Below are 25,238 nucleotides of genomic sequence, written 5' to 3' on the forward strand. Positions count from 1 at the left end.
TTTTTAGTTGTAACGATCAGGTGAAAATGGTTTGAGATCTAAGCTACTACTTTTTTCAGAGATGATTTCTGAAAGGAGTTTCCCGGTAGCGGGGCCTAAGCTCCAACCCATCATCGCATGACCAGTACCGACGTGTAGGTTGTCAAAGTTTTTAGTTGTTCCTATATACGGAAGACCATCTGGTGAACATGGGCGTAGGCCACAGGCAGCACTGTCAACTGCTGATTGTTCTAGTTGTAGTCCGTTGTAATACTTCGAAGCTGCGCTGGCTATGGTTTGCACGCGCTTTGTTGAAATGGTATCGTTAATTCCTCCAATTTCCATGGTACCGGCAAATCGGGTGAATCCATGCATAGGAGTCACAGCGACTTTGGCTTCCATTAAAATAGCTGGGATTTGTATGCCCGTTTTCTGGGGGGCATTTATTCGATATCCTTTACCCGCTTGAACAGGAATGTTAATACCGAGTTTTTTGGCTAATAAAGGTGTCCATGAGCCGGCAGCCAAAACAAATTCATCGGCGTGTAATTCTTGGGTGTCCGTTGAGATTCCAGTGATTTTTTTACCCGTATACTTGAAGTCATTAACGGCTTCTTGGGTAAATATTTTAACACCCTGTGCACTCAAATAGGTTTTCAGTTGTTTCATGTATTCACAAGGAGTCATATGAGCATCAGAATGGTAGTATACCGCTCCTTTAGCATTCACATCAACCTCAGGTTCGTACTGTTGAATTCCTTTGCTATCTAACAACTCCACGCGCAAACCTTCTTGGATGGCGCGTTGTCCAACACTCCATTCCTCTTCACCTGCTTTGTCTGTTTGATAATACATCATGAGCCCTTTGGGCTGAAAGTGAAAATCAAAATCAGCGGTAGTTTTGAGTTCTTGATACAATTCTTTACTAAAAACATTGATGTCTTTAATAATCGGAATCGACTGTGTAACCTTTTGATGGGTGGCAGCTTTTTTAAACAGCCAGGTCCATTTGAAAAAATCGATGTCAAATCGAGGCTTTATAGCAAAAGGGCTCGTACTACTGAGCATCCATTTTATTCCTTTGTTAATCATACCTGGGGCAGCCAACGAAATAATATGGCTCGGGGTGATGATCCCTGCATTGACATACGAGGCTCCGCTGTTACCATCCGATTGATCAACGATACTCACTTCGTGACCTTCTTTATGTAGGTAATAGGCGGTACTCAACCCAATGATACCTCCTCCAATAATGATAATTTTTTTACTCATAGGTTAAATCACTTGAAATCCTAGTGCATACGGATCGTCTTCGTCATCAATGACGATATTATTGTAACCGTATACTTTTGCCCAGCCTTGAATACTGGGGATAATGGCTTTTTTACCCGCAAGGGTTACTTCGTCTTCTATACGTCCAATAAAGGTACTCCCAATAAAACTTTCATGGACAAATTCTTCTCCTTTTTTGAGAGCTCCCTTGGCGTATAATTGAGCCATTCTTGCAGAAGTACCTGTTCCACAGGGACTGCGATCGATGGCCTTGTCACCATAGAAAACGGCGTTTCGACCGCTGGATGCAGGGTTAATTGGTGTTCCTGTCCAAAGCATGTGCGACACGTCGCGGATCGTTTCGTTTTCCGGATGAATAAACTGATTAGGATACTTCTCATTGATTCGCTTGCGAACTTCTTGAGAATATTGAATTATTTTTGAGGCTGTAAAATCTTGGATGCCGCTAAAATTTTTTTGCGGATCCACAATAGCGTAGTAGTTTCCACCATACGCTACATCAAATGTTAATTCGCCCAATTCAGGGCAGTCAATACTCAAATTTTCAGCAGCCAAATAACTTTTTACATTGGTGAGGCGAACCCAGTCTACTTTGGTACCGGTTTGTTGGTATTCGATAGCAACCAATCCTGCCGGTGCTTCCATCAGCACTTTACCGGGGGTTTTGGGTTGTATCAACCCTTCTTCAATAGCGATGGTAATAGTTCCGATAGTTCCGTGTCCACACATCGGTAAACAACCGGAAGTTTCAATAAATAATATAGCTACATCGTTATTGGGATTGTGAGGAGGGTACAGGATGGCACCACTCATCATATCGTGACCTCTGGGTTCGAACATTAATCCTTTTCGAATCCAATCGTACTCTTTTAAAAAATGCTGGCGTTTTTCGCTCATTGTCGCCCCTTGTAAGTTAGGGCCTCCACCTGCTACCACTCGAACTGGATTTCCACAGGTATGTGCATCGACACAAAAAAATGTTTTTCTCATGGTATATTTTTTTACTCCAACCTAACCTCCCTTAAGGAAAAACACCCTTCTAAACTTTTCCTTTCAGGAGAGGCATAGGTCAGTAATTTATATATGATCGTTTGTTAATACATTATTAACTAAACGTAATATACCTAATGAATTTTCATTTTTTAATTCAATCGGTAACAACTCATTTGGCCAATTTTGATAGCTAAATGGTCTTACCCATCGTTTTATAGAACTTGTTCCAACAGCCGAAAATCTCGCATCTGTTGAAGAAGGATAGGGACCTCCGTGTACCATAGACGGACACACTTCTACCCCCGTTGGAACGCCGTTAAAAATGATACGTCCCACCTTATTACTTAAGAGCGAAAGTAAATAATTATACTCATTTATTTCTAAATTATTTCCTAAAATTGTTCCTGTGAGTTGACCTTCTAGGTTAGCAACCACACTTTCAAGTTCTTGTTTATCTTTACAAACAACAATTAGAGAACTCGGTCCAAATACCTCGTGATGTAGCGTAGGATTTGCGATGAATTGACTTCCAGTAACTTTTGAAATTACCTGCCCTGCGTAGTTCGTTTGTAAAGATTCAGTGTACTCCGCAATTACCGTAACTTCTGATTGACTTGTGAGTCGTTCTTTGTTGGTATCGTAAGCTTTTTTGATGTTCGGGTGCAGCATGCAACTCGGAGCTATTTCTAAAAGCTCACTAGCCAAGGTATTGATAAAGGCATCTAAACTCGGATCCTCTATTGCCAATAAAAGTCCTGGATTTGTACAAAATTGTCCCGTTCCGAGCGTAATAGAATTAGCATAGGTTTTTGCGAGTTCAATACCTCTTGTTTTCAGGGCATCAGGGAGTAAAATTACCGGGTTAATACTTCCCATTTCCGCGAAAACTGGAATAGGTTCTGGTCGTTTGGCTGCTAAATCAAGCAGTGCTCTACCACCTTTGATACTTCCGGTAAATCCAACGGCCTTTACCTGTGCATGTTGTACCAATTGCTGTCCAACTTCAATACCGCTGGAATTGAGATTCGAAAACACTCCCTCAGGCATTTCCGTTCGTTGTGCAGCTTTGCTAATTGCTGAGGCTACCAACTCACCAGTTCCGGCGTGCATCGGATGCGATTTTACGATCACAGGACAACCTGCAGCTAATGCAGCGGCAGTATCTCCACCAGCTGTAGAATAGGCGAGTGGGAAATTACTGGCTCCAAAGACCACAACCGGACCAATAGGGACATTCATTCTTCTCAAATCGGGTTTAGGTGCTGGAGTCCTATCCGGAATAGCCGTATCGATCGTAGCTTCTACCCAAGCTCCTTCCGCAACCAAATCAGCAAAAGACTGTAATTGAAAAACTGTGCGTCCTCGTTCGCCTTTGGCTCGACCTTCAGGCAAGCCTGTTTCCGAACAATAGGTGTCAATTAAATCATCTCCTAGATTCATAATTTCCTCAGCGATAGCTCTTAAAAAAGCCGCTTTTCGAGCTCCGTCAATGGTTTTGAATTGTTCAAAAGCGCTGCTTGCCAAAGCTACGGCGCGGTTGATTTCTTCTGAAGAAGCTTCGTGGAAAACAGTAGGATTGTTGCTATTGGTTTGTGGATTAAACGTTTGAAAAGTAGTACTCCCTTTTGCTGAAGGGGTAGTACCGATATAGTTGTGCCCTGTCAAGGTGATGGTCTTTGAAATCATATAATTGGTATAAGCAATGGGTTAAACAGTTACACTTGCATTTTTGTAATCAGGAAGTGTTGGTCGGTTGGCAACTCCTTCGGTAATAATGGCCAAAACTTCTTCGCGTTCTGCACCTATTAATGGTAATCTCGGAGCTCTTACCGTTTCCGTACCTAATCCTGTCGCTACTTCTGCAAGCTTAATATTTTGTACTAATTTAGCATTAATATCTAATTCTAACAACGGTAAAAACCAGCGATAGATAGCCACGGCTTCGTCAATTCTATTGGCTTTTACCAATTCGTAAATGGCTACGGTTTCTGCTGGAAAAGCACAAACAAGTCCTGCTACCCATCCGTCAGCACCGAGTACTAAACTTTCAAGAGCTAGGGTATCTACACCACTTAAAATGGCTAAGCGATCACCAAACCTGTTTTTGATACGTGTAATATTTGAAATATCACGTGTCGATTCTTTTACTGCTTGAATGTTTGGACAGTTGCGAAGCAGTGTTTCAAACATGTCTAAGGTAACTTCAATACCGTAATCTACAGGATTGTTGTACACCATGATAGGTAAATCTGTAGCATTCGCAGTTTGCGTAAAAAATTCGACAGTTTCACGAGCGTCCGCTTTATAACGCATTGGCGGTAACATCATTAACCCAGCAGCGCCGTCTTCTTTTGCTTTTTTAGCAGCGGCAATAGCTCCTTTGGTGGTTTGTTCTGCAATATTGATAATTACGGGCACACGACCGTCAACGATGCGCACGGCTTCTTTGACTAAGGTGCTTTTTTCTTCATCGGTTAAAGTAGAAGCTTCTCCCAAGGTTCCACCTAAAATAATTCCATGTACTCCAGCTGCCAACTGTGCTTGGATGTTTACCTCAAACATAGCGAGGTCTAAAGTGTCTTGATCTGTGAACTTGGTAGTCACGGCGGGCATAACCCCTTTCCATTGTATGCTCATTGTGATTGATTTTTTTTACAAAGTTAGAGGCATTTATAGATGTATTTACCAGGCTTTTTATCCATAACTAATACTATATTAGCATCTTTTGTGTTAATTTATGGTTAATAGGTGTATATTTAATAAATTTGAGAAAAACCCATTATGAAAGTATTACCCTTTAAAATTCCGAAATCAAAGAACATAGGTCTCATTTATCAAGAGGATAAAGGTCCTTATTTTTACGACAAGTTACATCAGCACGATGAAATTCAAATTTGTTATGTGGTGCGGGGGGAAGGTGCTATTTTGGTGGGAGATATGGTGAATGAATATCGGGAGCGCGATATTTTAGTTATCGGAGGAAACCAACCACACGTATTTAAGAGTGATGTATCCGTGGTGAAAGAGTCATTTATGATTTCGTTGTTTTTTACAAAGGAGTCTTTTGGTGATCATTTTTTTGAATTGGAAGACGTGAAGGAAATTCGACCGTTTTTTGATGTAGCCAAAACCAGTTTTAAGGTGATTTCTAATAAAGACCTACTCGTTGGTTACTTTGATAGCTTGCGCGATAGTGATGATTTTGAGCGTTTTATTTATTTTATGAAAATAATAAAGGAATTATTACGTTCGGATATTCAGCGCCTCTCTACTTTTCTGTACAATAAGAAGTATACGGATAATGAAGGGAAACGCATGGGGAAGGTAATGGATTATACGTTAAATAACTACGAGCAAAAAATAGACCTCGAGGAGGTGGCAGAAGTTGCTAACATGACTCCCAATGCCTTTTGTCGCTATTTTAAGCAGCGAACGAATAAGACTTATTTTACCTTTTTGAATGAGATTCGCGTGGAACGTGCGTGTAAATTATTACAGAATAAGGAATTTTTAATTACGGAAATATCTGAAAAATCTGGATTCAAAAATATCTCAAATTTTAATAGAAAGTTTAAAGAATTGAAAAATGTAACACCATCAGAATACCGCTCAAACTACTAAAAATAAGGAAAAAAGACGTCCTTTTTACAAAAATTAACATTTATTTAGTTCGGGTTGTTTATATTTGGAGTCCTATTGCATAATTTATGAAACTTAATGTAACACCCTTACTATTACTATTCGTTTTGATGGGCTATACTGCCAAAGCTCAAGAAACGCTACCTATTTATTTCGATTATTTATCGGATAATGTTTTTTTAATCCACCCAGCTGCGGCAGGTATTGGCGAGTGTGGAAAGGTGCGATTAACGGCACGTCAACAGTGGGTAGGAATTCCGAATGCCCCGCAATTACAAACCTTGAGTTTTCACGCAAAAGTAAGTGATTATTCCAAAGCAGGGTATGGATTTGTGTTGTACAATGATAAGAACGGATATCACTCGCAAAAGGCTGTACAAGGTACCTATGCCTATCATTTAGATATGGGGAATGAAAGCTTTTTTAATCAGCTATCTTTCGGATTGTCGATGAGTGTGGTTCAAAATCAGGTAGACCAACGTACCTTTTTTAACGATCCTGCGGTAAGTCAGGTTGTGGAAAGTAGTATGTATTTTAATGCCGATTTTGGAATGGCGTATCACTACCAAGGGTTCTCTTCTTATTTTACGGTTAAAAATTTATTGCTGTCGGCAAAGAACAGCTTAAACGATAATTTTGAGTCTCTTAATTTGCGAAATTATATACTCGGTGCAGGGTACTTTTTTGGAGACGAAGAGCAACTGCAATACGAGCCTTCTTTCATGTTTCAGTTTAAAGAACAAACTGGCGAGAAAATAGCGGATATCAATTTAAAGGTGTACAAAAAATTTCGCAATACCCAGTTATGGGCTGCGCTCTCTTTTAGAAGGAGTTTTGACGGACGAATTTTTGGAGATTCAGAATATATTACACCGATAGTAGGTGTGAATTACAAGCAGTTTATGATTGCGTATACTTATACCAAACAAACTGGAGATCTCACGTTTGCAAACGGAAATTTCCATCAGTTATCGCTAGGAATCGATATCTTGTGTCGAAAACCTAGAGCTTCTGCTTGTCCTAATATTAACGGTAGTTTTTAAGGGAGAACACAAGCGTATTATTGCGTTTGCAAACGCAATGGATACCTACAGAAATAACGACTATAAAGGCACTGGTTGCCAAATAATAAGATACTTAAAGTACTAAATGTTCCTTCAGGGAATGTCTGGTACTTTTTTTATGAATACTACAGTATTTAAGCACTTTTACGTCGATCCGTACAGAGGCTAGGGGTGTTTAGAAATCGCGCAGCTCGATGTTTATAGGAACGGTTACATCGTTTAAGATAGTTCGTAATACCTCGAGATTTTTATTGGTATAGAAGTGATGTTGGGCTAAGCCTGAAGCATCGGTTAGTAGTTGGTTAGCTGTGAGCACTTTTTTCGTTTGGAGTGCCACGGCATGTCCTGAATCGATAATTTGTACGTCGGGTCCTGTTATGGCTGCTATTTGAGGGTAGAGGTAGGGATAATGCGTACAGCCTAAAACGATACAATCGGCATTTGCATTGAGCATGGGGCTCAGGTAGCGCTCTAGTAATGCGGTCATTTCGGGACTCGATATGGCTCCGTTTTCAATGAGGTTTACGAGTCCTTCACCCACCTGTTCCACGATGAGGAGATCTGCATCTAGTTGTGCACTGGTTTTTTCAAAGAGCGCACTGTTGAGTGTTCCCTGAGTGGCCAAAATTCCTACGACCTTCGATTTTGTTGCGATAGAAGCTGGTTTGATGGCGGGTTCTATGCCGATGAAAGGAACGTCGTAATGCGCCCGGAGATAGCCGATAGCATTGGTGGTAGCGGTATTACAAGCAACCACTATCAATTTGCAATTTTGGTCCAGCAAAAATTCAGTGTTTTTGATAGAGAGTGCCAGAATTTCGTCAACAGAACGTTGTCCGTAAGGAGCATTTTTACTGTCTGATAAATACAGTGTGTGCTCGTTAGGGAGTTGTTGTTGAATTTCTCTCCAAATTGAAGTACCTCCAATTCCAGAGTCAAAAATACCGATAGCGTTTTGTCGATGTTCCATAACCTTACAAAAGTAAAAAACCCGCTAAATTAATAGTGGGTTTTTTATAATTTATATCTAGAAACTATTCTTAGAATCCTAATTTAGTTTTTACAGCATTGTAGATATCTTCACCTTTGTCAAATACGATTAATCCTTTTCCAGGAGCCGCATCTAATACGTAGATAATTCCTTTTTCAGAAGCTACAGCTTTGATCGCGTCTTCAGCTTTCTTTAAAATTGGAATTGTCTTCTCTTGGTATTTCTTTTGCATTTCTTTAGCTGCAGTTTGCTCAGCTTGAGAAATTTTTAATCTATCTTGTTGTACTTCGATAGCTCTTTTTTGGTTAACTTCTTGTGTTTGTTGCTTACCTTCAGCTTCGTACTTTTTAATTTTAGCTTCTAACTTCTTGTACATAGCTTCAATATCGTCACGGTAAGTTTTATTCAATTTTTCAAGCTCCGCCTTCATTGCCTTAGTTGCAGGCATCTCTGCTAATAATTTATCAGTGTTAATATGTGCAGTTTTTTGTGCGTTCGCAACACCACCCAATCCAACTGTAAAAATTGCAACTAATAATAACGTCTTTAAATGTTTCATTTCTGTTGTTTTGATTTAATTATTGTCTTTATTCTTGATTTATTTGCTCTTTTCTTCTTCTTCTTTTTGTTGAGCTTCTTGTTTTTTCTTTTCTTCTTGAGCCTTTTTGAGGGCTGCGCGCTTCTCTAATAATAATTTTCTCTTGGCTGCTCGAGCTGCTAAACGGGCTTTGCGCTTTTCTTCAATTTGTTTAGCTTTCTTTTGACGAGCCGTTAGTTTTTCTTGGCGCTTTTCTTCTTTTTTGCGCTCTATTTCCAACTGTTTGTCAGATTTTCCACCGTCTTTTAGCAGCGCTTTTTTCGCTGCAATCTTATCTTTCTTGTCTTGTTGGCGCTGATCAATATTAATCATCTTTACAACAAGGTCGCTAATATCGTGTTTTTTATTAGAATACAGCATAATTAAATCGGAAGATTTATCAAATACGAAATCGTATTTTTTACGCTTAGCTATATTCTGAACCGAATTGTATACCTGGTCTTGAATCGGCTGAATCAACTGTTTTCTCAAGTTGAACAAATCACCTCTCGGACCGAAGTACAACGACTCTAACCTGCGCAAGGCTTCTTGCTTTACTTTGATGTCTTCTTCGCGCTCATCAATTAGGTCTTTTGTCAAAATGGCTTTTTCATTGGCCAAATCGGTTTTCATCACTTCTATTGCTCGTGCTTCTTTATCCAATCGAGTTTTCCATTTTTCCACCTTGGCATTGAGTGCATTTTGCGCATCGATATAATCTGGAATGTTTTGGAGTATATACTCCATATCAATGTAAGCAGTACGCTGACTCTTTTGCGCTGAAGCAACAGATACAATAAGTAAAAGAACGACTAATAGAATGTTTTTTTTCATCTTTGTTATAATGTGTTTAGAAAAAACCGTGCCAAAAAACCAGTCACATTACAAATGTAAGGTTTTAGAACTGTCTTCCAATAATAAAATGTGTTTGCCATCCAGATTTCTGAGGATTCACCGCATTTTCAAGACCCGGTAATGGATCAAACCCGTGCGCAAAGTCAATACCTAACAATCCAAAGGCAGGCATGAAGATACGAATTCCTAATCCAGCTGAACGCTTTAATCTAAACGGATTAAAATCGCTAAAATTGTCATAAGAATTACCTGCTTCTAAAAATCCTAAAGTATATATCGATGCTGATGGCTTATCTGTGATTGAATAACGCAATTCTAATTGGAATTTGTTGTAGATAGATCCTCCGTCAATAGATGAAATTCTATTGTTTTCGTATCCTCTCAATCCAATAGTTTCTCTACCGTCTAATTGCCCTTGTGCAATTCCATCTCCTCCTACGAAGTATCTTTCTACTGGAGTCAATCCTAATTCGTTGTTATAGGTTCCTAAATATCCAATTTCGAAGTTAGACATAAGGACTAATTTTTTAGCTAATTCTGTATACCACTTTCCTTTTGCTGAAATTTTATAGTATTCTAACCATTTGTATTTATCGGCAAAATAAGCTTGCTCTTCTGGTGATCCTTGTAATAGATCAGCAGGACGTGTGTAGTCTTTTCCATTCACCAATGAGTATGGGAACGTCGCTTTAGCACGTAGTGTAAATTCCGAACCGTAGGTTGGGAAAATCAAACTTGGACCTGCCGAGTTTCTCGTCAAAGCAACCGAATAGGCGAGGTTGTTTAAGTCTCCTTGGCTTAAAATAGCATTTGATGATCCAACGCGGTACCCGTAATTTTGCAGTTCAATACGTTGGTAACTTATCGATTGTGATAATTGGAAATAATCATCTGGCCAGCTCAAACGCTTTCCGAGTCCTACTTGTGCACCGATGATGCTTAAGCTTTCATTTTTGTTTACGTTGTTTGTTCTGAAATCAAAACGGTATTGATTAGAGAAGTACACAGAAAATGATAAAGACTGTGGTGTTTTTCCTCCTAACCAAGGCTCTGTAAATGAAAAGCTGTACGTGTTAAAGGTTCTACTCGCTTGTAAACGCAATGATAAGCTTTGTCCGTCACCCATAGGTAAAGGTTTATAAGCGTCTTTATTGAAGATGTTTCTAAACGAGAAGTTGTTAAATGAAAGTCCGAGAGTTCCGATGAATGATCCTCCACCATATCCTCCTTGGAGTTCGATTTGACTACCTCCTTTTTCTACTACTGAAAATTCGATATCAGCAGTTTTATCTTGATAGTTTGGTTTCACGTCAGGCGTTACATTGGCGTCAAAAAATCCTAACTGTCCAATTTCACGAATCGAACGGATAATATTGGCACGACTAAATAAGTCACCTGGTTTTACGCGTAATTCTCTATAAATAACGTGGTCATTGGTCTTTAAGTTTCCTACGACACTAACCTTTTTGATGGTCGCTTGCTCGTCTTCTCGGATACGAACCTCAACCGTAATCGAATCGTTTTTTACCTTGGTTTCAACGGCATTTACTTGTGAAAATAAATAACCGCTATTGTGGTAAAGCGTTTGAATGTCTTGTGAAGAAGGTGTTCCATCACCAGAGATACGCTCCTTTAATACTTTTCCGTTATAAACATCTCCCTTGTCAATTCTCAAAATAGCACGTAATTGCTCGTCGGTATAACTCTTGTTTCCTACAAATAAGATATCGGCAAATCGGTACTGACGTCCTTCTTCTAGTTTGATTTCAAGGTTAATGGTATTGTCGTCATTCCAAGTAACTTTGTCAGAGAGGATACGGGCATCGCGATATCCTTTTTCGCTGTACATTTCGAGTATGCTCTCCAAGTCTTCCTTGTAGTCATCAATAATGTATTTTGAAGATTTCCAGAATCTACCAAAGAACTTACGCTTGGTATTTTTCATGGCTCCTCTGAGCTTCCCATCAGACATGGCTTCGTTACCTTCGAAGTTGATTTGTTTGATTTTGATTCGGTTTCCGCGGTCGATAAAAATACGCATGCTAACGGTATTGATATCCGCGGTATCTTTTTGAGTATCTACAGATACTTTTGTCTTCAAGTATCCCTTGTCCGTAAATTTTTTCTTAATGTAGTTTCGGGTAGTAACGATAAGGTTGTCCGTAACCATCATCCCTTTTTTAAGTTCCGTCTCTTTACGGATATCCTTACGCTTTGATTTACTTACACCAGTAATTGTAATATCTGACAACTGAGGGAGTTCGGTTACATCAAATTGAAGGTAAACGGTATTACCGTCGCGTTTCGCTAAGTATACATCAACCTCGCTAAATTGTTTACTCTCGTATAACTTTTTGATAGCACTGGTCAATTTATCTCCCGGAAGTTTGATAGGTTGCCCTTTTGCCAATCCGGTGTATACACGCACGGTTTGTTCGCTAAATTTTTGGAGCCCTGTAACGGTGATTCCTCCTAAGGTATATTGCTTCCCTTTTTCATACGAAATTTTGCCACTTGCAGTTTTGGTACTGTCTTGAGCTGTTTCTTGTCCTTGTACTGTTACTGTAAAAAATGCAGTAAGTACTACTGCAATAAAAAATGAATATCTATTCATTGGTCTCTTCAATCTGTTCACTTGTTTTTCCAAATCGTCTTTCCCTGTTTTGATAATCTAAAATAGCATCTAAAAGATCTTCTCTTCTAAAGTCTGGCCATAGCACCTCTGTAAAATAGAGTTCTGCATAAGCCATTTGCCATAATAGAAAATTACTTATTCGTTGTTCCCCACTTGTACGTATCATTAAATCAACGTCAGGCAAATTAAACGTATATAAATGAGTATTTATAATTTTCTCGTTAATTTTTTCGATATCTATTTCATTATTAACAACTTTTTTAGATATGTTTTTAATAGCATTAACAATTTCCTCACGGGCACCGTAACTCAGTGCAAAGGTGAGGGTTATTTTGCTATTATCCTTAGTCTGATCAATGACATGAGCAAGTACTCGTTGCGCGTTAGCAGGTAAACTGTTGAGGTCACCTATGGCATTAACGCGAACGTTTTTTCTCATAAATTCAGGGAGTTCTTTTTTTAGCGTAGAAACGAGCAGACTCATTAAAGCGTCTACTTCTAGTTTCGGACGATTCCAGTTTTCAGTTGAAAAGGCGTAGAGTGTTACGTATTCGATATCTAGCTCTGAGGCAGTATCAGCCGTTTCTCTAATTGCAGTTAAGGCATTTCGATGCCCAAAAACACGTTGCATTCCTTTACCCTTCGCCCAGCGTCCATTCCCGTCCATAATAACTGCGATATGATTCGGTTTCTTGTGTAAATTAATGCGTCGTAGTTTTTCTTCCATATGTTTATTGTGTTAAACCGCTGTAACATTGGGGACGTCCAAAGGTGTATACCAATGATATACCCGAAAATACGTACCAATCATTTCCATTACCAGCGAAATCTAAATCACTGATTGTTGGAGTACTGTAGTCTAATTCATCTGTAAAACTGTAGCGCGCTCCAATTTCAAATGAAATAGCTATATCTCCTATAAGTTGTCCTTTGATACCCACACCAACCGGTAATGCGTATGAAAAGCTATTTTTTAAGCGAACGTTGTTATTTCCTAAATACTCTACAGGACTCTTGTAGCTAAATGCTGCGAGTTTAGCAAAGATGTACGGAGTATAAGAGGTTCTATTATCAGCGATATTGTAGTCGTAAAAATTAACTTCTACTCCCGCTGCAAATTCGTGAATTGTATTTTTAAAACTTCTGCCAGCTGCCTTGCGATAGGCGTTTTCAGATTGACTGTCATCTCCTGATACTGGAATGTAGTTGTAGCTTCCTCTCAGGGCTATTCTAGGGTTTAAGTTGTATTTGTAAATAAGACCACCAGCAAAGTCGGTTGGATATACATAATTGGTCCTACCGATATCGCCAATGAAATTAGCACCTCCAAAAGAGAGCCCTATTTCGTGGCTTTGGGCACTTAAGTTTGCGGTTAAAAGTGCGAATAATATGAATAAAATGTGTCTTTTCATTTTAAAAATAGCGTGCAAATATAGCGAATTGAATTTGCTTTAAAAAGTTAATAATCTGTCTTTTTTGATTAACTTTTAAATTTGATTTTTATTGTAAGGAAGCCCCGTTATAATGCATCATTTCTGGTATCTTCTCCCCATAAAAGTTTACTTCGTAAGGTTTTGAGGTACGATTGATTCTTGGGAAGTATGGTTTTTATTGTAAAAGGTGCTTTTTGAATGTGAATCTTCGTTTCTTGTTCCACGGTTGCAATTCGAGAGTCCAAAGTGATCAGAAAATCCTTTTCACGAGCGCTGACTTCGAGTTCGATATTTGTGGTGTCCGGAATAACCATAGGACGCGCATTTAAGTTATGTGGAGCTATCGGCGTAACTACGAAACTCTTGGAGTTGGGTAAAATTACTGGTCCGCCACAACTCAACGAGTATCCTGTTGACCCCGTAGGAGTAGAAATTATTAAGCCATCGGCCCAGTAGTTAGTGAGGTACTCCCCATCCAAATAGGTTTTGATACCAATCATCGAGGTGGTGTTACGACGCGCGATGGTCACCTCATTTAGAGCAAAATTTACTTCTGAAAAAGCCGTTGTTTCCGGTGTGGTGTCTATTTGTAGCAAGCTGCGTTCTTGGATGGTGTATTCCTTTTTTAACAAGAGTTCAATAGCAGGCTCTATTTGGTTTTTTTGCACGGTAGCTAAAAAGCCCAAGCGCCCTGTGTTGATTCCCATAATCGGTATGTTCAAATTCCTGATATAGGTAACCGCTCTTAAAATGGTACCGTCACCCCCCAGGGTGAACATCACATCAAAAGAATCAGATAATTCATCAAAATGCGAATAAGTTGGGTATTTTTTACCTAGGGTTCCGTGATCTTGAAGCAAGTCGTAAAATTTCTTTTCAAAAAAAACGACAATCTGATGTTTGTGTAAAACGGAGAGTAGAATTTTTATTTCAGTAGCAGCAGTAACCGTATAGGCCTGACCGTAAATGGCTATTTTTTTCACGTTAATAGAATGAGTTGATGAAGGGTAAATTACATGTCTAAATACTTGCGCAAATAACGCGCTCTATCTTTTAATTCTTCGAGATAGGTGTCGTCTTCGTGCTGAGTGATGAGGGTGTAGTTGTACCTTCTAAACGTTTGGATAATTTCATTGAGTTCGTCAGTTACAATCTTTAGGGTAATTTGAAGCGTGTCTTGCTCTTGCCCAGAGATGTACATGCCGAGGAGCTTTGATTTATTACTTTCAATGATTTGCGAAATTTCGCTCATGCTGTATTCATTTTTGTTTTTTTGAATAATCAGCGTGTCGCTTTCGATGTGGAGAAAAGGACTGTCGGCAAAAGCGTCGAGTATATCTCCCAATTCGTAATAACCTGCGTAATTTGAGTGCTTGTCTAGCACGGGAATTAGATTGGTGTCATTGTCGGCAAAAAGTGTCACTAAATCTAGCAGTGTAGACTTTTCGTTGGTGTAAAAATGGTCTAATAAGTAATCGTATTCTTTTAGTAAGCCATCTTTGTCGTCAATTGTTTGAATATCACTTTCCGGTAAACATCCCACGAGTTTTCCATTGTTGACAACAGGCATGTGGGTAATAGGGAGGTTTTCAAATACCCTTTGCGCTTCTGCAATGGTATTATTCAAACTGAGTTCCTTTATTTCGTTTAATATAAAATCGTTAATATTCATTAGTACGAATATAGGTTAAAATGATTTAATGGTTTACTTTTGTCCCTTTAAAATAACGGCTTTTTTTACAAAAAAAAGAGCAAATGTATTTTACAATGACAAAGCTAAGTGTAAATATAAATAAAATAGCAACGCTAAGGAACTCTCGAGGAGGTAATGTTCCTAATTTATTAAAGGTTGCTGCAGATGTTCAGGATTTTGGTGCTCAAGGGATTACGATTCATCCGAGACCCGATCAGCGTCATATCCGTTATCAAGATGCCTATGATCTAAAATCCGTAGTGACTACGGAGTACAATATCGAAGGAAATCCAATTCCGCAATTTGTCGATTTAGTACTGGACATAAAACCTACCCAGGTTACTTTGGTTCCTGACTCGGAAGAAGTACTTACCTCAAATGCTGGTTGGGATACGGTAACACACCAAGATTACCTCAAAGAAGTGATTAAAACCTTTAAAGATGCCGGTATTAGAACATCGATTTTTATCGATACGGATCTCGCTTTGATCGAAGCGGCAGCGACTACTGGGGCTGATAGAATAGAATTGTATACTGAGCAGTTTGCGAAAGATTTTGAAGCCGGAAACACGGCGGGCGTAAAAGCTTATCGAGAGGCAGCTATTCGCGCACATGAGCTAGGATTAGGAATTAACGCGGGGCATGATTTGAATTTGGACAATATCGCATTTTTCAAAAGTGAGATTCCAAATTTAGCCGAGGTGTCTATAGGACATGCCTTAATTTCAGAAAGCATTTATCTCGGTATAGAGAACGTGGTGAACATGTACTTGGACCGACTCAAAGGATAAATCGAGTTTATGGAAATGTTACACAGTAAGGTAGTAGGAGCGGGGACGCCATTGCTCATATTACACGGGTATTTCGGTATGGGAGACAACTGGAAAACTCATGCTTTAGCGCTGTCTAAAATTGGATTTGAAGTGCACATGATTGACCAGCGAAATCACGGTCGAAGTTTTCATAGCGACGTCTTTGATTACGAGGTGTTGGTAGAAGATCTATTGCATTATATTACAGCAAAAGGATTGAGTAAATGTTGTGTTCTAGGACATTCAATGGGTGGGAAAACCGCTATGCTCTTTGCTACACAATATCCAGAACTCGTGGAAAAGCTCGTTGTCGTAGACATTGGTCCAAAAGAGTACCCGCCACATCACAACGAAATTTTAGCCGCTTTAAATGCTGTTGATTTTAGCGTGGATAGTAGTAGAAAGTTGGTCGATGAACGATTGAGTGTCTTGATTCCTGAAGTTGGGGTACGTCAATTTTTAATGCGCAGCGTATATTGGCGAGAAAAAGGCGTGTTGGATTTTCGATTCAATGTAAAGGGACTTACAGAAAATAACCGTGAGGTAGGACGTGCTTTACCCGCTTTTGAGGTGTATGAAGGGGCAACCCTCTTCGTTGCAGGAGAGCGTTCTAGCTATATTCAACGAGAAGATTATCCGCTGATTCAAGCGCATTTCCCGGCTGCTATCGTCAAAACGGTGAGTAAGGCTGGACATTGGTTACACGCAGAAAATCCTCAGGAATTTTACGAGATTGTTTCGGAGTTCTTAACAGAATCTAAATAAATAAAAGCGAGGCGGTAGCATGAATCTATCCACCCCGCTTTCGTCCTCGGGATATTGATGTTTTTAGAATTTGAATGAGACTTTTATTACTTAAATTTTAAAAAACTATCCCTTGCTCAGCAAAAAATATCGGTCTTAGTAACTAAGATCCAAGTATAGTTCGTAAAAGTTTTGGACAAAAACAGGATTTCGTAGAAAAAAGTGAATCGCTGTTATCCGAATAGGAACAAGCTTGTTTCTCGTTGATACTCAAAAAATTGAGTCAGTTACTTGAGAAAGCAAGTTGATTAATTATATTTGTAGGAGTTTTGTGAATAATGCGCTTCAAATATAACGCAAAACTCTAATACTGCAAACAAAAAAATGTTAAAATTAGAATAAAGTTATATAGTTGATGAATAAACTCGGTGATTATATTGATGAAACTTACAAAAGAGTTGAGAAAATTATTGTAAGTAACCATTTAAATGTGAAGTCTTTTGAGGAGAAAGTTCAAGTTTCTAACAATTCAATTGGAACGGCTATTCGAAGAAAGTCTTCATTTAAGAGCAATGTTTTGAACAAAATTCTCATTGCATTTCCTGAAATTAACCCGACCTGGTTGCTTACCGGAAAAGGAGAAATGCATTTGTTTAGCGGATTGAAAAATCCGATCAATGAGACCAATTCAAAATTCCAGACACTGCGATTGAAAAGTGAAATTAAAACACAGTTGATGGATTTGTTGGCTACAGATTCAGAAATTCATGAAGTGTTGGAGTCTCAAATGGTGTACTTGACAAAAAAATCAGCGGAGGCTGAAGAATAAAAAAGAGAAATAGCCTAAGGTATTTCTCTTTTCTCAATATTATACTACCTGATCCACGCAGGAAGCTCGCAATTGTTCGTGCAGTTTTTTGTGATGGCTCAAAATACGTACGATACTTTTCTGCTCTATACGATGACAGGAATGGATTGCCTTTTCTATGTGCTGTATGCAATTTTCTAAGCGTTGGTTTTCAAAAACATTACCACTTCCTACGACCAATTCACCCGAAGGCTGTACAAGTGTCTTCAGTTCCTGTTTTGTTTCAATGTTTGGAAGGGGGCTAAAGTTGAGTGTGTCAATTTTTTGAATGCACTTGTTGAGTAAGCTCACTACTTCCCGCACCAGATTGCTAAACTTTACTTGATCACCTTCTTCGAATTGACCTTGCTCTTGAAGTTCTTGAAAAGCGCTCATGATTGCCATTTTTGAACGGTTAACGGTGCTGTAGAGCTCTGTAAAGTAGGCGTGTTGTTCATACAGGTGTAACAAGTCAGCTCGAGAATCAAATCGAGTAGCTAAGTGGAGATGGATAACGCAAAAATCGATGTCCCACTGTTTAAAGTCTTCCTGAAGGATGCGTTCTCTTTCTTCCAGTAGTTTTAGGTAGCCTTCTTCTACTGTTTTTTTAGTGTATTCCTTTTGCTGGAAATGAAATGAAGAACTCGTTGCCGTACCTTGAGCAATCGCTACAGCTTGTTCTATGAGTATTCCAATTTCTTGAAAAGGTTGCATTCGCTTTTTTAATTCCTCTTTTAAGTCTGTAATAGTGGTTGCTGAAACAGCAGTGATCGCATCAGATGTACTGAGGAGTGTTTCGATGGGTTCCAAATGTAAATGACGTTCTGCAAAGGTGTGATGGTATTCTTGCAGTAAATCATCTCCTAGTTTTTCTTGTGCGATAAAATGTTCGAAATCTTCAGGACTAGAAAATTCAGTAGGGGATTTTTGCAGGTATTCTTTGTAAACAAGTGCCGTAACAGTTTGCTGAAGTTGTACGGGGTTTGAAAACAAGATCCAAGGAGATCTTAAGTCCTGCTCACATGCGATATAAGGCAATTTGGCACTTTCCTGACGATGATCATTAGGTGGGTGACTAGCATACATACCTACCTTTGAAGTACTCGTCGTGGTAAAATAGGCTATGCCTCCTAACGGATGTGCTTGCAGTTCGTCGAGTTTTTTTTGTTGATGTGGAAGGTGTTCTTCGTGTAATTTTTGGTTGTGAACATACAAGTTTTCTGAATAGACCTCTTTGGACAGTGCCAGGTATGCGTGATTAAGTGTTTGATTCCAGTAATCGAAGCCACTGTCAAGTTTCCACAAGGCCGAAATAATGGCGTCACTTCCAGAAGTACTGATGGCTACTTTATCGGCATTAAACTCCATTTCTCTCGAAAGTGAAGAATACATTATGTTTAAGAGCTGGTAAAACAGTGCCAGAGTTTGTCGAATAACCCAAATTACCGGTGTAATGAGCCATGCGGCAAGTGATAAGCGGATGTCTGAGGCTCTCCAGCTCTCCAAGGCTGAATCCCAGCTATCTCGATCGTAAATCATACCGTGAATAATGGTGTTAGCAGAATGAATATAACTACCAATTTTCATAGATTTTTGTGCGAAATGTCCAAACTCGTGCGATATAACTGCTTTGAATTCAGAAAGGTTTAAGCTGTCGATCAATCCGATACCGATAGTCAGCTCTTTTTTGATAGGTAATAGTAGGCTTAACCACATATTGCTATACGAAACATAGGCATTTACATCGGGGTCAACATAGATGTTTTTAGGTTTTGGGGCTCCGGTCTCTGTGCAAATTTGATGGACAAAGGACCAGAGTTCTGGATGTGTATTGGAATCCAGTTTTAATCGATTCGTTCTCGTAGGGTTCCGAAGTTTAAATACGAACTTTAGCGTAAATACGAATAGCATTCCGGCTCCAGCAATTGCTCCAATTTTTAGGAGTATGGTAATTTTGTTTATGGAACCCATAGGATAGGTAATGGCCAGTTTTGTCAGGTAAAACAAGGCGACTACCAAAGAGGTGTACAGGGCAAAAAACAAAACAATGGCAACAATGGCAAAAAAGGCTTTGAATTTGTAAGTGTTGGGTAGTTTGGTAAGGCCCTCAGGAATTGTAGGGCTTTTTGGATAGTTGTTTTTAGCAATCATTTTTCTTTCTTTTATAGAGTAAAATTACAAATAATTAAACGAGTTGCCTAGGAAAAAGAAAAATGAGGGGCGTTCTCCCCCTCAAGGCTAAACAACCTATAGTTAAAGCTGTTTTTTTCCCAATGCATACACCTGATTTAACCAAGAGGCACGTTGTTTTTCATTGGAGTTTTTAATTACCGAGATATACGTGGTTTTGATGGGTGAAACACCACAGAAAGCCAGTACTCCTTTGTTAAACTGATGGCGAACAGGACGTTTCATATACAAAAAATCATACCATTTTGGGGTGTCTGAGGTAATGATGACTCTTGCTGACTTTCCCTTTAACAAAGGCTTGGGAAAGGGCGATTTTTGCTGTGTTTCAAAGGTGATACCCGGTAGAAAAGTACGGTCGATAAACCCTTTCATAATGGCGGGGTAGCTAGCCCACCAAGTTGGAAAAACCCAAACCAAGTGCTCTGCAGCTTTTAACATGGTAATAGCCCGTTCTAAGTCTGGTTCTAAAGAGGTGCGCTTGCGATAGCCGTAACGGAGGTTGGGGTTAAAATCTAAAGCGGCAATATTGATCACAGCTACTTCAGCATTGCTATCTTGAGCGCCTTGTAGGTAGGCTGCAGCTAAACTGTGATTGAAGCTTTCCGTATTCGGATGTCCGTTGATGATGAGAATTTTTTTCATGACTGTTGTTTTTAGCAAAGTAACGAGGCTTAAAAAGGAAGTCACCGGACATTTGTCTAATTTTTGATCTGCTGCCGAATTCTGCTGAGATGTCGTTGGCTAATACCCAAGTAGGAGGCCAGGTATTGGAGAGGAATTTCCAGTAGGTATTTTGGGTGGTGCTGCAATAAATGCAGGTAGCGCTGTTCTGCACTTTCTCGCTGTAAGGTAAAAATTCGCCGTTCTAAATTCAGGTATTCTTGCTCAGCCAGTGTTTTGAATACCGTGAGCCAACGGACGTTGTTTTCTTGGAGCTCTTCCAGTGCGGATTTTGAAATGTATACGAGTTCCGAAGGTGCCAAAGCCTGAATGTTTTCAGTGGTGCGTTGTCCTGTAATATAGGCTGAGTAGGCGGTGAGCAAGGATTGTTCTGATAAAAAACAATAGGTAACTTCCTCGCCATTGCTGTTGTGGTAAAACGAGCGGAACAAGCCCGATTCAATAAAGGCCACTTCATTGCAATGTTCATTTTCACGAACGAAAAACGCACCTTTTTGCAAGGTTTTTCGTCGCGTGTGTTTCATGAAATTCTCGATGTCCTCAGCGGTGAGTATATGAAAAGATTGAAGAAAAGTTTTCATGTGTTTAGATTAAAATTAGCAAGAGAAACTGACAAAAGTGCAGTTTCTATGGTTTGGTACAATTGTGGAGGGTAAGTTACTATAAACATCACAGAAAGTGATATAAAAACCATAGCGTATGAAACTTTTATTAAAATTAATACTGACTTCTGTTGCGGTTTTAGTCTTGGCTAAATTACTGCCCGGTGTTGTGGTAACGGATTATTTGACAGCCTTTTTTGTAGCGGTAACGTTGGCTTTACTCAATACTTTTGTCAGGCCTATATTAATCTTTTTTACCTTACCGGCGACGATTGTAACACTGGGGTTCTTTTTACTTGTGATCAATGCCCTCATTGTAATGCTCGCAGGAAGTTTAGTAAGTGGATTTGCGGTCAGTGGTTTTTTTACCGCTTTTGTGTTCAGTTTTATGTTGTGGATTTTCCGCAGCATACTATTCTCTTTGATAAAAGAAGAGGAAACTAAGTGATAGCCAAGCTGTTTATACCCCTAAAAAGACCATATAATAATTAATAATTTAGGCGATTAATTACTTCTCGTGAAAAGGCTTGGTTCTCAATAAGAAAAGTAGTAATTTTGCCCCCGATTTTAAAAGAAACAGATTTTTAAGATGAACATAACAAAAGAAAACGTAGATGCTTTAAATGCAATTGTAAAAGTTGATATTGTTGCAGAGGATTATCAAGATAAAGTAACGAAAGTATTAAATGACTACCGTAAGACAGCTACTATTCCTGGATTTAGAAAAGGACATGTTCCAATGGGAATGGTTAAAAAACAGTACGGTAAGGCAGTAATGATTGATGAGGTAAACAAACTTTTACAAGAATCATTAAACAAGTTCTTAGTAGAGGAGAAGTTAGATATCTTAGGAAATCCGTTACCAAAAGTAAACGATGAGTTTTCATGGGATGCTGAGCAATTCTCATTTGAGTTCGAATTAGGATTAGCTCCTGAATTCAACGTTGATTTAAATGCAGAAACTGTAAAGCAGTACAACATCGTAGCTACTGAAGAGTTAATTGAGAAGGAAGTAGAAAACATTCAAACGCGTTACGGAAAGTTAATTTCTTTAGAGGCAGGTGAAGAGCAAGCGAGTATCACAGGTACTTTCGTGAACGAAGAGAAAGGAATTGATAAGAAAGCGACGTTTGCAATCGCTGAATTAAACGGAGATGCAAACCGCGGAATGTTTATCGGAGCAAAAGTTGGTGATGTTGTTACTTTAGCATCTAAAGAGCTTTTCGAAGATGCACATAAATTACAAAACGTATTAGGAGTTTCTCACGACGAGGCACACGATTTAGACGTAGAAGTACAATTGACTGTTGAAGAGATCAACAAAACTGAAAAAGCAGAGTTAGATCAAGAGTTATTCGATAAGTTATTTGCTGACGGAAGCGTAAAGAATGTAACGGAGTTAAAGGAGAAAATCAAAGAGGATGCTGAAAAGCAATTCCAACAGCAAGCAGACCAACAGTTATTGAACGCTGTTACTGAGAGTTTAGTTGCAAATACGAGCTTTGACTTACCAAAAGAATTTTTACAAAAGTGGTTACAAACTGCTGGTGAAAAAGAATTAACTGCTGAAGAAGCGGTTGCTGAGTACGAGAAGTCTGAAAAAGGATTGCGTTACCAGTTAATCGAAGGTAAAATCATGAAAGATAACGATATCAAAATTGATTATGCTGAATTGGTAGAGTACGCAAAAGGATTCATCAAAGCACAGATGGCTCAGTTCGGTAACATGAACCCAGAGGAGAAAGAATTAGACGATATCGCTGGAAGAATTTTATCAAACCAAGAAGAAGCACGTCGCTTACAAGAGCAATTAGTTTCTCAAAAGTTAGTATCTTTCTTTAAAGATAACATGACTTTCGATACGAAAGAAGTTTCTTACGAAGATTTCATTAAAGAGGTGTACAACGTTGATGCAAATCAATAAAACCTCGCTGTAAAGCACATACCTAAGTCGCATCGTTAGATGCGGCTTTTTTTATGGTTTTTCTAGGGAAAATACACCTTGATATACCGAGAGTTTCAAGTTGTAATCGACAAAAGCAACCACGTGAAACCTCACAATTTGCCTCGTGTCGTTTTGAGATGCACAGAAGCAGTATTTCAATGGCTCAGTTCGATAAACTTATGCTCCTAGAAAATAAAAAATGTTAGTATATTTACATCTTATAACCCGAAAAACTTTAAACAATGGATTACGGAAAAGAATTCGAAAAATACGCGACTAAGCACCACGGTATAAACAGTGCTTACTACGGAAAAATTACCAGTAGTTTAACCCCATACATCATGGAAGAACGCCAGTTGAACATTACACAGATGGACGTTTTTTCTCGTTTGATGATGGATAGAATTATATTTCTTGGAACTGGAATTAACGACCAAGTAGCCAATGTAATTCAAGCGCAGTTATTGTTCTTAGAAAGCGTGGATGCGACGAAGGATATTTCTATTTATATCAATTCACCAGGAGGTGGCGTATACGCAGGTTTAGGTATCTACGATACCATGCAGTTTATCAAGCCAGATGTAGCTACTATTTGTACGGGAATGGCAGCCTCTATGGGAGCAGTGTTAATGTGTGCAGGAGAGAAAGGAAAGCGTTCAGCATTACCACACTCTCGTATCATGATTCACCAACCATTAGGTGGGGCACAAGGACAGGCTTCTGATATGGAAATTACTGTTAAGGAAATAGGAAAGTTAAAAACGGAATTATACAATATCATTTCACACCATTCAGGGCAAGACTTCGATAAAGTACACGCAGATTCTGATAGAGATTATTGGATGAAAGCTGAGGAAGCTAAAGCATACGGAATGGTAGATGAAATTCTATCAAGAAAGTAATTTCTGAGAAATTACAGAACAAAGGCCTACTTTTTTGTTAGTAGGCTTTTTGATTAAATACTAAATTAACGTAAGAATAATGTCGAAAGAAGAAAATTTACAGTGTTCTTTTTGTGGTCGTAAAAAACCAGAAACGGATTTGTTAATCGCTGGATTGGATGCGCATATTTGCGATAAGTGTATCGAACAAGCCCACGGGATTGTCGAAGAGGAAATCGCAGAGGCTCGCACCAGTAGTTTGTCTAACGATCTCACTTTGAAAAAGCCTAAAGAGATCAAAGCTTTTTTGGATGAATATATCATAGGACAGGATCAAACAAAAAGAGCCATGTCTGTAGCGGTATACAATCATTACAAGCGCTTGTTACAAACGCGTGATGATGAAAATGAGGTGGAAATCGAGAAGTCGAACATCGTTTTGGTAGGAGAAACAGGAACAGGGAAGACCCTAGTAGCTCGTACCATCGCAAAAATGTTAAACGTTCCGTTTTCTATCGTCGATGCTACCGTGTTGACGCAGGCAGGATATGTAGGTGAAGATGTAGAGAGTATCTTAAGCCGTTTGTTGCAAGCTGCGGACTACGATGTAGACAAAGCTGAACGCGGTATTGTTTTTATCGACGAGATTGATAAAATTGCTCGTAAAGGAGATAATCCGTCTATTACTAGAGATGTTTCAGGAGAAGGGGTACAACAGGCCTTGTTGAAATTATTAGAAGGAGCTGTGGTAAATGTGGCACCAAAAGGTGGACGTAAGCACCCAGAACAAAAGTTTATAGAAGTCAATACTAAAGACATCCTTTTTATCGCAGGAGGTGCATTTTCGGGTATCGATCGTATTATTAGTAAACGATTGAATATGCAGGCGGTTGGATATAGTGCTTCTATTGACGAGGATAAAATTGACGAATCAAATTTATTGCAATACATCATTCCTTCTGATTTAAAAAACTTCGGGTTGATCCCTGAGATTATCGGACGTTTACCAGTATTGAGTTATATGAACCCCTTAGATGCTGAAACCCTAAGGGCGATCTTAACGGAACCGAAAAATTCGATTATCAAACAGTATACAAAACTCTTTGAAATGGACGATGTCGCTTTTTCTGTAACTGAAGAAGCCTTGAATTTCATCGTTGAAAAAGCAGTAGAGTACAAGTTAGGAGCAAGAGGGTTGCGTTCACTATGTGAGGCAATTTTAACCGATGCCATGTTCGAGCTGCCAAGTGCAGACGAGAAGGAATTTGTTGTTGATAAAGCTTATGCAGAGCATAAACTCACTAAAAATGCCTTGACAAAATTACGTGCGGCTTCGTAATAATGACAACGAAGAAGCTATCGATTGAATAAAAAAACCGCGGAG

Annotated in this window: 24 protein-coding genes; 9 read left to right on the plus strand and 15 right to left on the minus strand. The window is 39.0% G+C overall.

The genetic code is table 11. The features are described 5' to 3' along the window. Window positions 1-3 precede the first annotated feature (3 nt). The 4 genes from ACKTS5_RS04270 to ACKTS5_RS04285 all read right to left on the minus strand — a co-directional run bounded on the left by ACKTS5_RS04270 (window position 4) and on the right by ACKTS5_RS04285 (window position 4,902). Complete coding sequence (locus tag ACKTS5_RS04270) at window positions 4-1,251, minus strand: NAD(P)/FAD-dependent oxidoreductase (protein ID WP_408042604.1); 1,248 nt, start codon at window positions 1,249-1,251, stop codon at window positions 4-6. A 3-nt stretch (window positions 1,252-1,254) separates the two neighbouring features. Further along, window positions 1,255-2,262, minus strand: a complete 1,008-nt coding sequence (locus tag ACKTS5_RS04275) for a 4-hydroxyproline epimerase (RefSeq protein ID WP_408042605.1) — start codon at window positions 2,260-2,262, stop codon at window positions 1,255-1,257. Window positions 2,263-2,349: 87 nt separating this feature from the next. Further along, a complete protein-coding gene (locus ACKTS5_RS04280) occupies window positions 2,350-3,951 on the minus strand; it encodes an aldehyde dehydrogenase (NADP(+)) (protein ID WP_408042606.1) in 1,602 nt (533 codons plus the stop codon). A 21-nt stretch (window positions 3,952-3,972) separates the two neighbouring features. Further along, a complete protein-coding gene (locus tag ACKTS5_RS04285; protein WP_408042607.1) occupies window positions 3,973-4,902 on the minus strand; it encodes a dihydrodipicolinate synthase family protein in 930 nt (309 codons plus the stop codon). 144 nt (window positions 4,903-5,046) lie between these two features. On the opposite strand from ACKTS5_RS04285, the gene ACKTS5_RS04290 reads away from it, so the two are divergent. After that, entirely contained in the window at window positions 5,047-5,886 is an 840-nt protein-coding gene (locus ACKTS5_RS04290) for an AraC family transcriptional regulator (RefSeq protein WP_408042608.1), read from the plus strand. A gap of 86 nt (window positions 5,887-5,972) precedes the next feature. After that, window positions 5,973-6,947, plus strand: coding sequence for a PorP/SprF family type IX secretion system membrane protein (locus ACKTS5_RS04295; RefSeq protein ID WP_408042609.1), 975 nt, complete (start codon window positions 5,973-5,975; stop codon window positions 6,945-6,947). A gap of 196 nt (window positions 6,948-7,143) precedes the next feature. Here ACKTS5_RS04295 and murI read toward each other — a convergent pair whose 3' ends face one another. The 8 genes from murI to ACKTS5_RS04335 form a co-directional block, all read right to left on the minus strand. Beyond that, window positions 7,144-7,938 (minus strand): glutamate racemase, encoded by a 795-nt coding sequence (murI, locus tag ACKTS5_RS04300; RefSeq protein ID WP_408042610.1) that lies wholly within the window; start codon window positions 7,936-7,938, stop codon window positions 7,144-7,146. A 70-nt stretch (window positions 7,939-8,008) separates the two neighbouring features. Then, window positions 8,009-8,518, minus strand: a complete 510-nt coding sequence (locus tag ACKTS5_RS04305; protein ID WP_408042611.1) for an OmpH family outer membrane protein — start codon at window positions 8,516-8,518, stop codon at window positions 8,009-8,011. A 39-nt stretch (window positions 8,519-8,557) separates the two neighbouring features. Further along, the gene (locus ACKTS5_RS04310) at window positions 8,558-9,370 is read right to left on the minus strand and encodes an OmpH family outer membrane protein (RefSeq protein ID WP_408042612.1); all 813 of its coding nucleotides are present in this window, start codon (window positions 9,368-9,370) and stop codon (window positions 8,558-8,560) included. 64 nt (window positions 9,371-9,434) lie between these two features. Beyond that, window positions 9,435-12,005, minus strand: coding sequence for an outer membrane protein assembly factor BamA (bamA, locus tag ACKTS5_RS04315; protein ID WP_408042613.1), 2,571 nt, complete (start codon window positions 12,003-12,005; stop codon window positions 9,435-9,437). Beyond that, entirely contained in the window at window positions 11,998-12,753 is a 756-nt protein-coding gene (locus ACKTS5_RS04320) for an isoprenyl transferase (protein WP_408042614.1), read from the minus strand. Before ACKTS5_RS04320 ends, bamA begins: the two co-directional genes overlap by 8 nt. Before the next feature lie 4 nt (window positions 12,754-12,757). Beyond that, the gene (gene porG / locus ACKTS5_RS04325; protein WP_408042615.1) at window positions 12,758-13,438 is read right to left on the minus strand and encodes a type IX secretion system protein PorG; all 681 of its coding nucleotides are present in this window, start codon (window positions 13,436-13,438) and stop codon (window positions 12,758-12,760) included. Between the two features lie 107 nt (window positions 13,439-13,545). Next, complete coding sequence (locus tag ACKTS5_RS04330; protein ID WP_408042616.1) at window positions 13,546-14,442, minus strand: NAD kinase; 897 nt, start codon at window positions 14,440-14,442, stop codon at window positions 13,546-13,548. Between the two features lie 29 nt (window positions 14,443-14,471). Further along, entirely contained in the window at window positions 14,472-15,131 is a 660-nt protein-coding gene (locus ACKTS5_RS04335) for a CBS domain-containing protein (protein WP_408042617.1), read from the minus strand. A gap of 95 nt (window positions 15,132-15,226) precedes the next feature. On the opposite strand from ACKTS5_RS04335, the gene ACKTS5_RS04340 reads away from it, so the two are divergent. From ACKTS5_RS04340 to ACKTS5_RS04350, 3 genes are all read left to right on the plus strand, one after another. Next, on the plus strand, window positions 15,227-15,943 hold the full coding sequence (locus ACKTS5_RS04340; protein WP_408042618.1) for a pyridoxine 5'-phosphate synthase: 717 nt from the start codon (window positions 15,227-15,229) through the stop codon (window positions 15,941-15,943). Window positions 15,944-15,952: 9 nt separating this feature from the next. Then, window positions 15,953-16,729: an alpha/beta fold hydrolase gene (locus ACKTS5_RS04345; protein WP_408042619.1), complete on the plus strand. Its 777-nt coding sequence runs from the start codon at window positions 15,953-15,955 to the stop codon at window positions 16,727-16,729. Window positions 16,730-17,123: 394 nt separating this feature from the next. Further along, window positions 17,124-17,537, plus strand: a complete 414-nt coding sequence (locus tag ACKTS5_RS04350; protein WP_408042620.1) for a hypothetical protein — start codon at window positions 17,124-17,126, stop codon at window positions 17,535-17,537. 39 nt (window positions 17,538-17,576) lie between these two features. Here ACKTS5_RS04350 and ACKTS5_RS04355 read toward each other — a convergent pair whose 3' ends face one another. The 3 genes from ACKTS5_RS04355 to ACKTS5_RS04365 form a co-directional block, all read right to left on the minus strand. After that, complete coding sequence (locus tag ACKTS5_RS04355; RefSeq protein ID WP_408042621.1) at window positions 17,577-19,706, minus strand: M48 family metalloprotease; 2,130 nt, start codon at window positions 19,704-19,706, stop codon at window positions 17,577-17,579. Window positions 19,707-19,808: 102 nt separating this feature from the next. Then, window positions 19,809-20,387: an NAD(P)H-dependent oxidoreductase gene (locus ACKTS5_RS04360; protein WP_408042622.1), complete on the minus strand. Its 579-nt coding sequence runs from the start codon at window positions 20,385-20,387 to the stop codon at window positions 19,809-19,811. Window positions 20,388-20,443: 56 nt separating this feature from the next. Continuing rightward, entirely contained in the window at window positions 20,444-21,007 is a 564-nt protein-coding gene (locus tag ACKTS5_RS04365; RefSeq protein WP_408042623.1) for a Crp/Fnr family transcriptional regulator, read from the minus strand. Window positions 21,008-21,125: 118 nt separating this feature from the next. On the opposite strand from ACKTS5_RS04365, the gene ACKTS5_RS04370 reads away from it, so the two are divergent. The 4 genes from ACKTS5_RS04370 to clpX all read left to right on the plus strand — a co-directional run bounded on the left by ACKTS5_RS04370 (window position 21,126) and on the right by clpX (window position 25,193). Then, the gene (locus tag ACKTS5_RS04370) at window positions 21,126-21,476 is read left to right on the plus strand and encodes a phage holin family protein (protein ID WP_408042624.1); all 351 of its coding nucleotides are present in this window, start codon (window positions 21,126-21,128) and stop codon (window positions 21,474-21,476) included. A gap of 141 nt (window positions 21,477-21,617) precedes the next feature. Beyond that, window positions 21,618-22,952 (plus strand): trigger factor, encoded by a 1,335-nt coding sequence (gene tig / locus ACKTS5_RS04375; protein ID WP_408042625.1) that lies wholly within the window; start codon window positions 21,618-21,620, stop codon window positions 22,950-22,952. A 263-nt stretch (window positions 22,953-23,215) separates the two neighbouring features. Further along, window positions 23,216-23,875, plus strand: coding sequence for an ATP-dependent Clp endopeptidase proteolytic subunit ClpP (clpP, locus tag ACKTS5_RS04380; RefSeq protein ID WP_408042626.1), 660 nt, complete (start codon window positions 23,216-23,218; stop codon window positions 23,873-23,875). Between the two features lie 79 nt (window positions 23,876-23,954). Next, on the plus strand, window positions 23,955-25,193 hold the full coding sequence (clpX, locus tag ACKTS5_RS04385; protein WP_408042627.1) for an ATP-dependent Clp protease ATP-binding subunit ClpX: 1,239 nt from the start codon (window positions 23,955-23,957) through the stop codon (window positions 25,191-25,193). Window positions 25,194-25,238: the final 45 nt, after the last annotated feature.

The organism is Tenacibaculum litopenaei, from assembly GCF_964514025.1.
In the GTDB taxonomy this organism is placed as follows: domain Bacteria; phylum Bacteroidota; class Bacteroidia; order Flavobacteriales; family Flavobacteriaceae; genus Polaribacter; species Polaribacter litopenaei.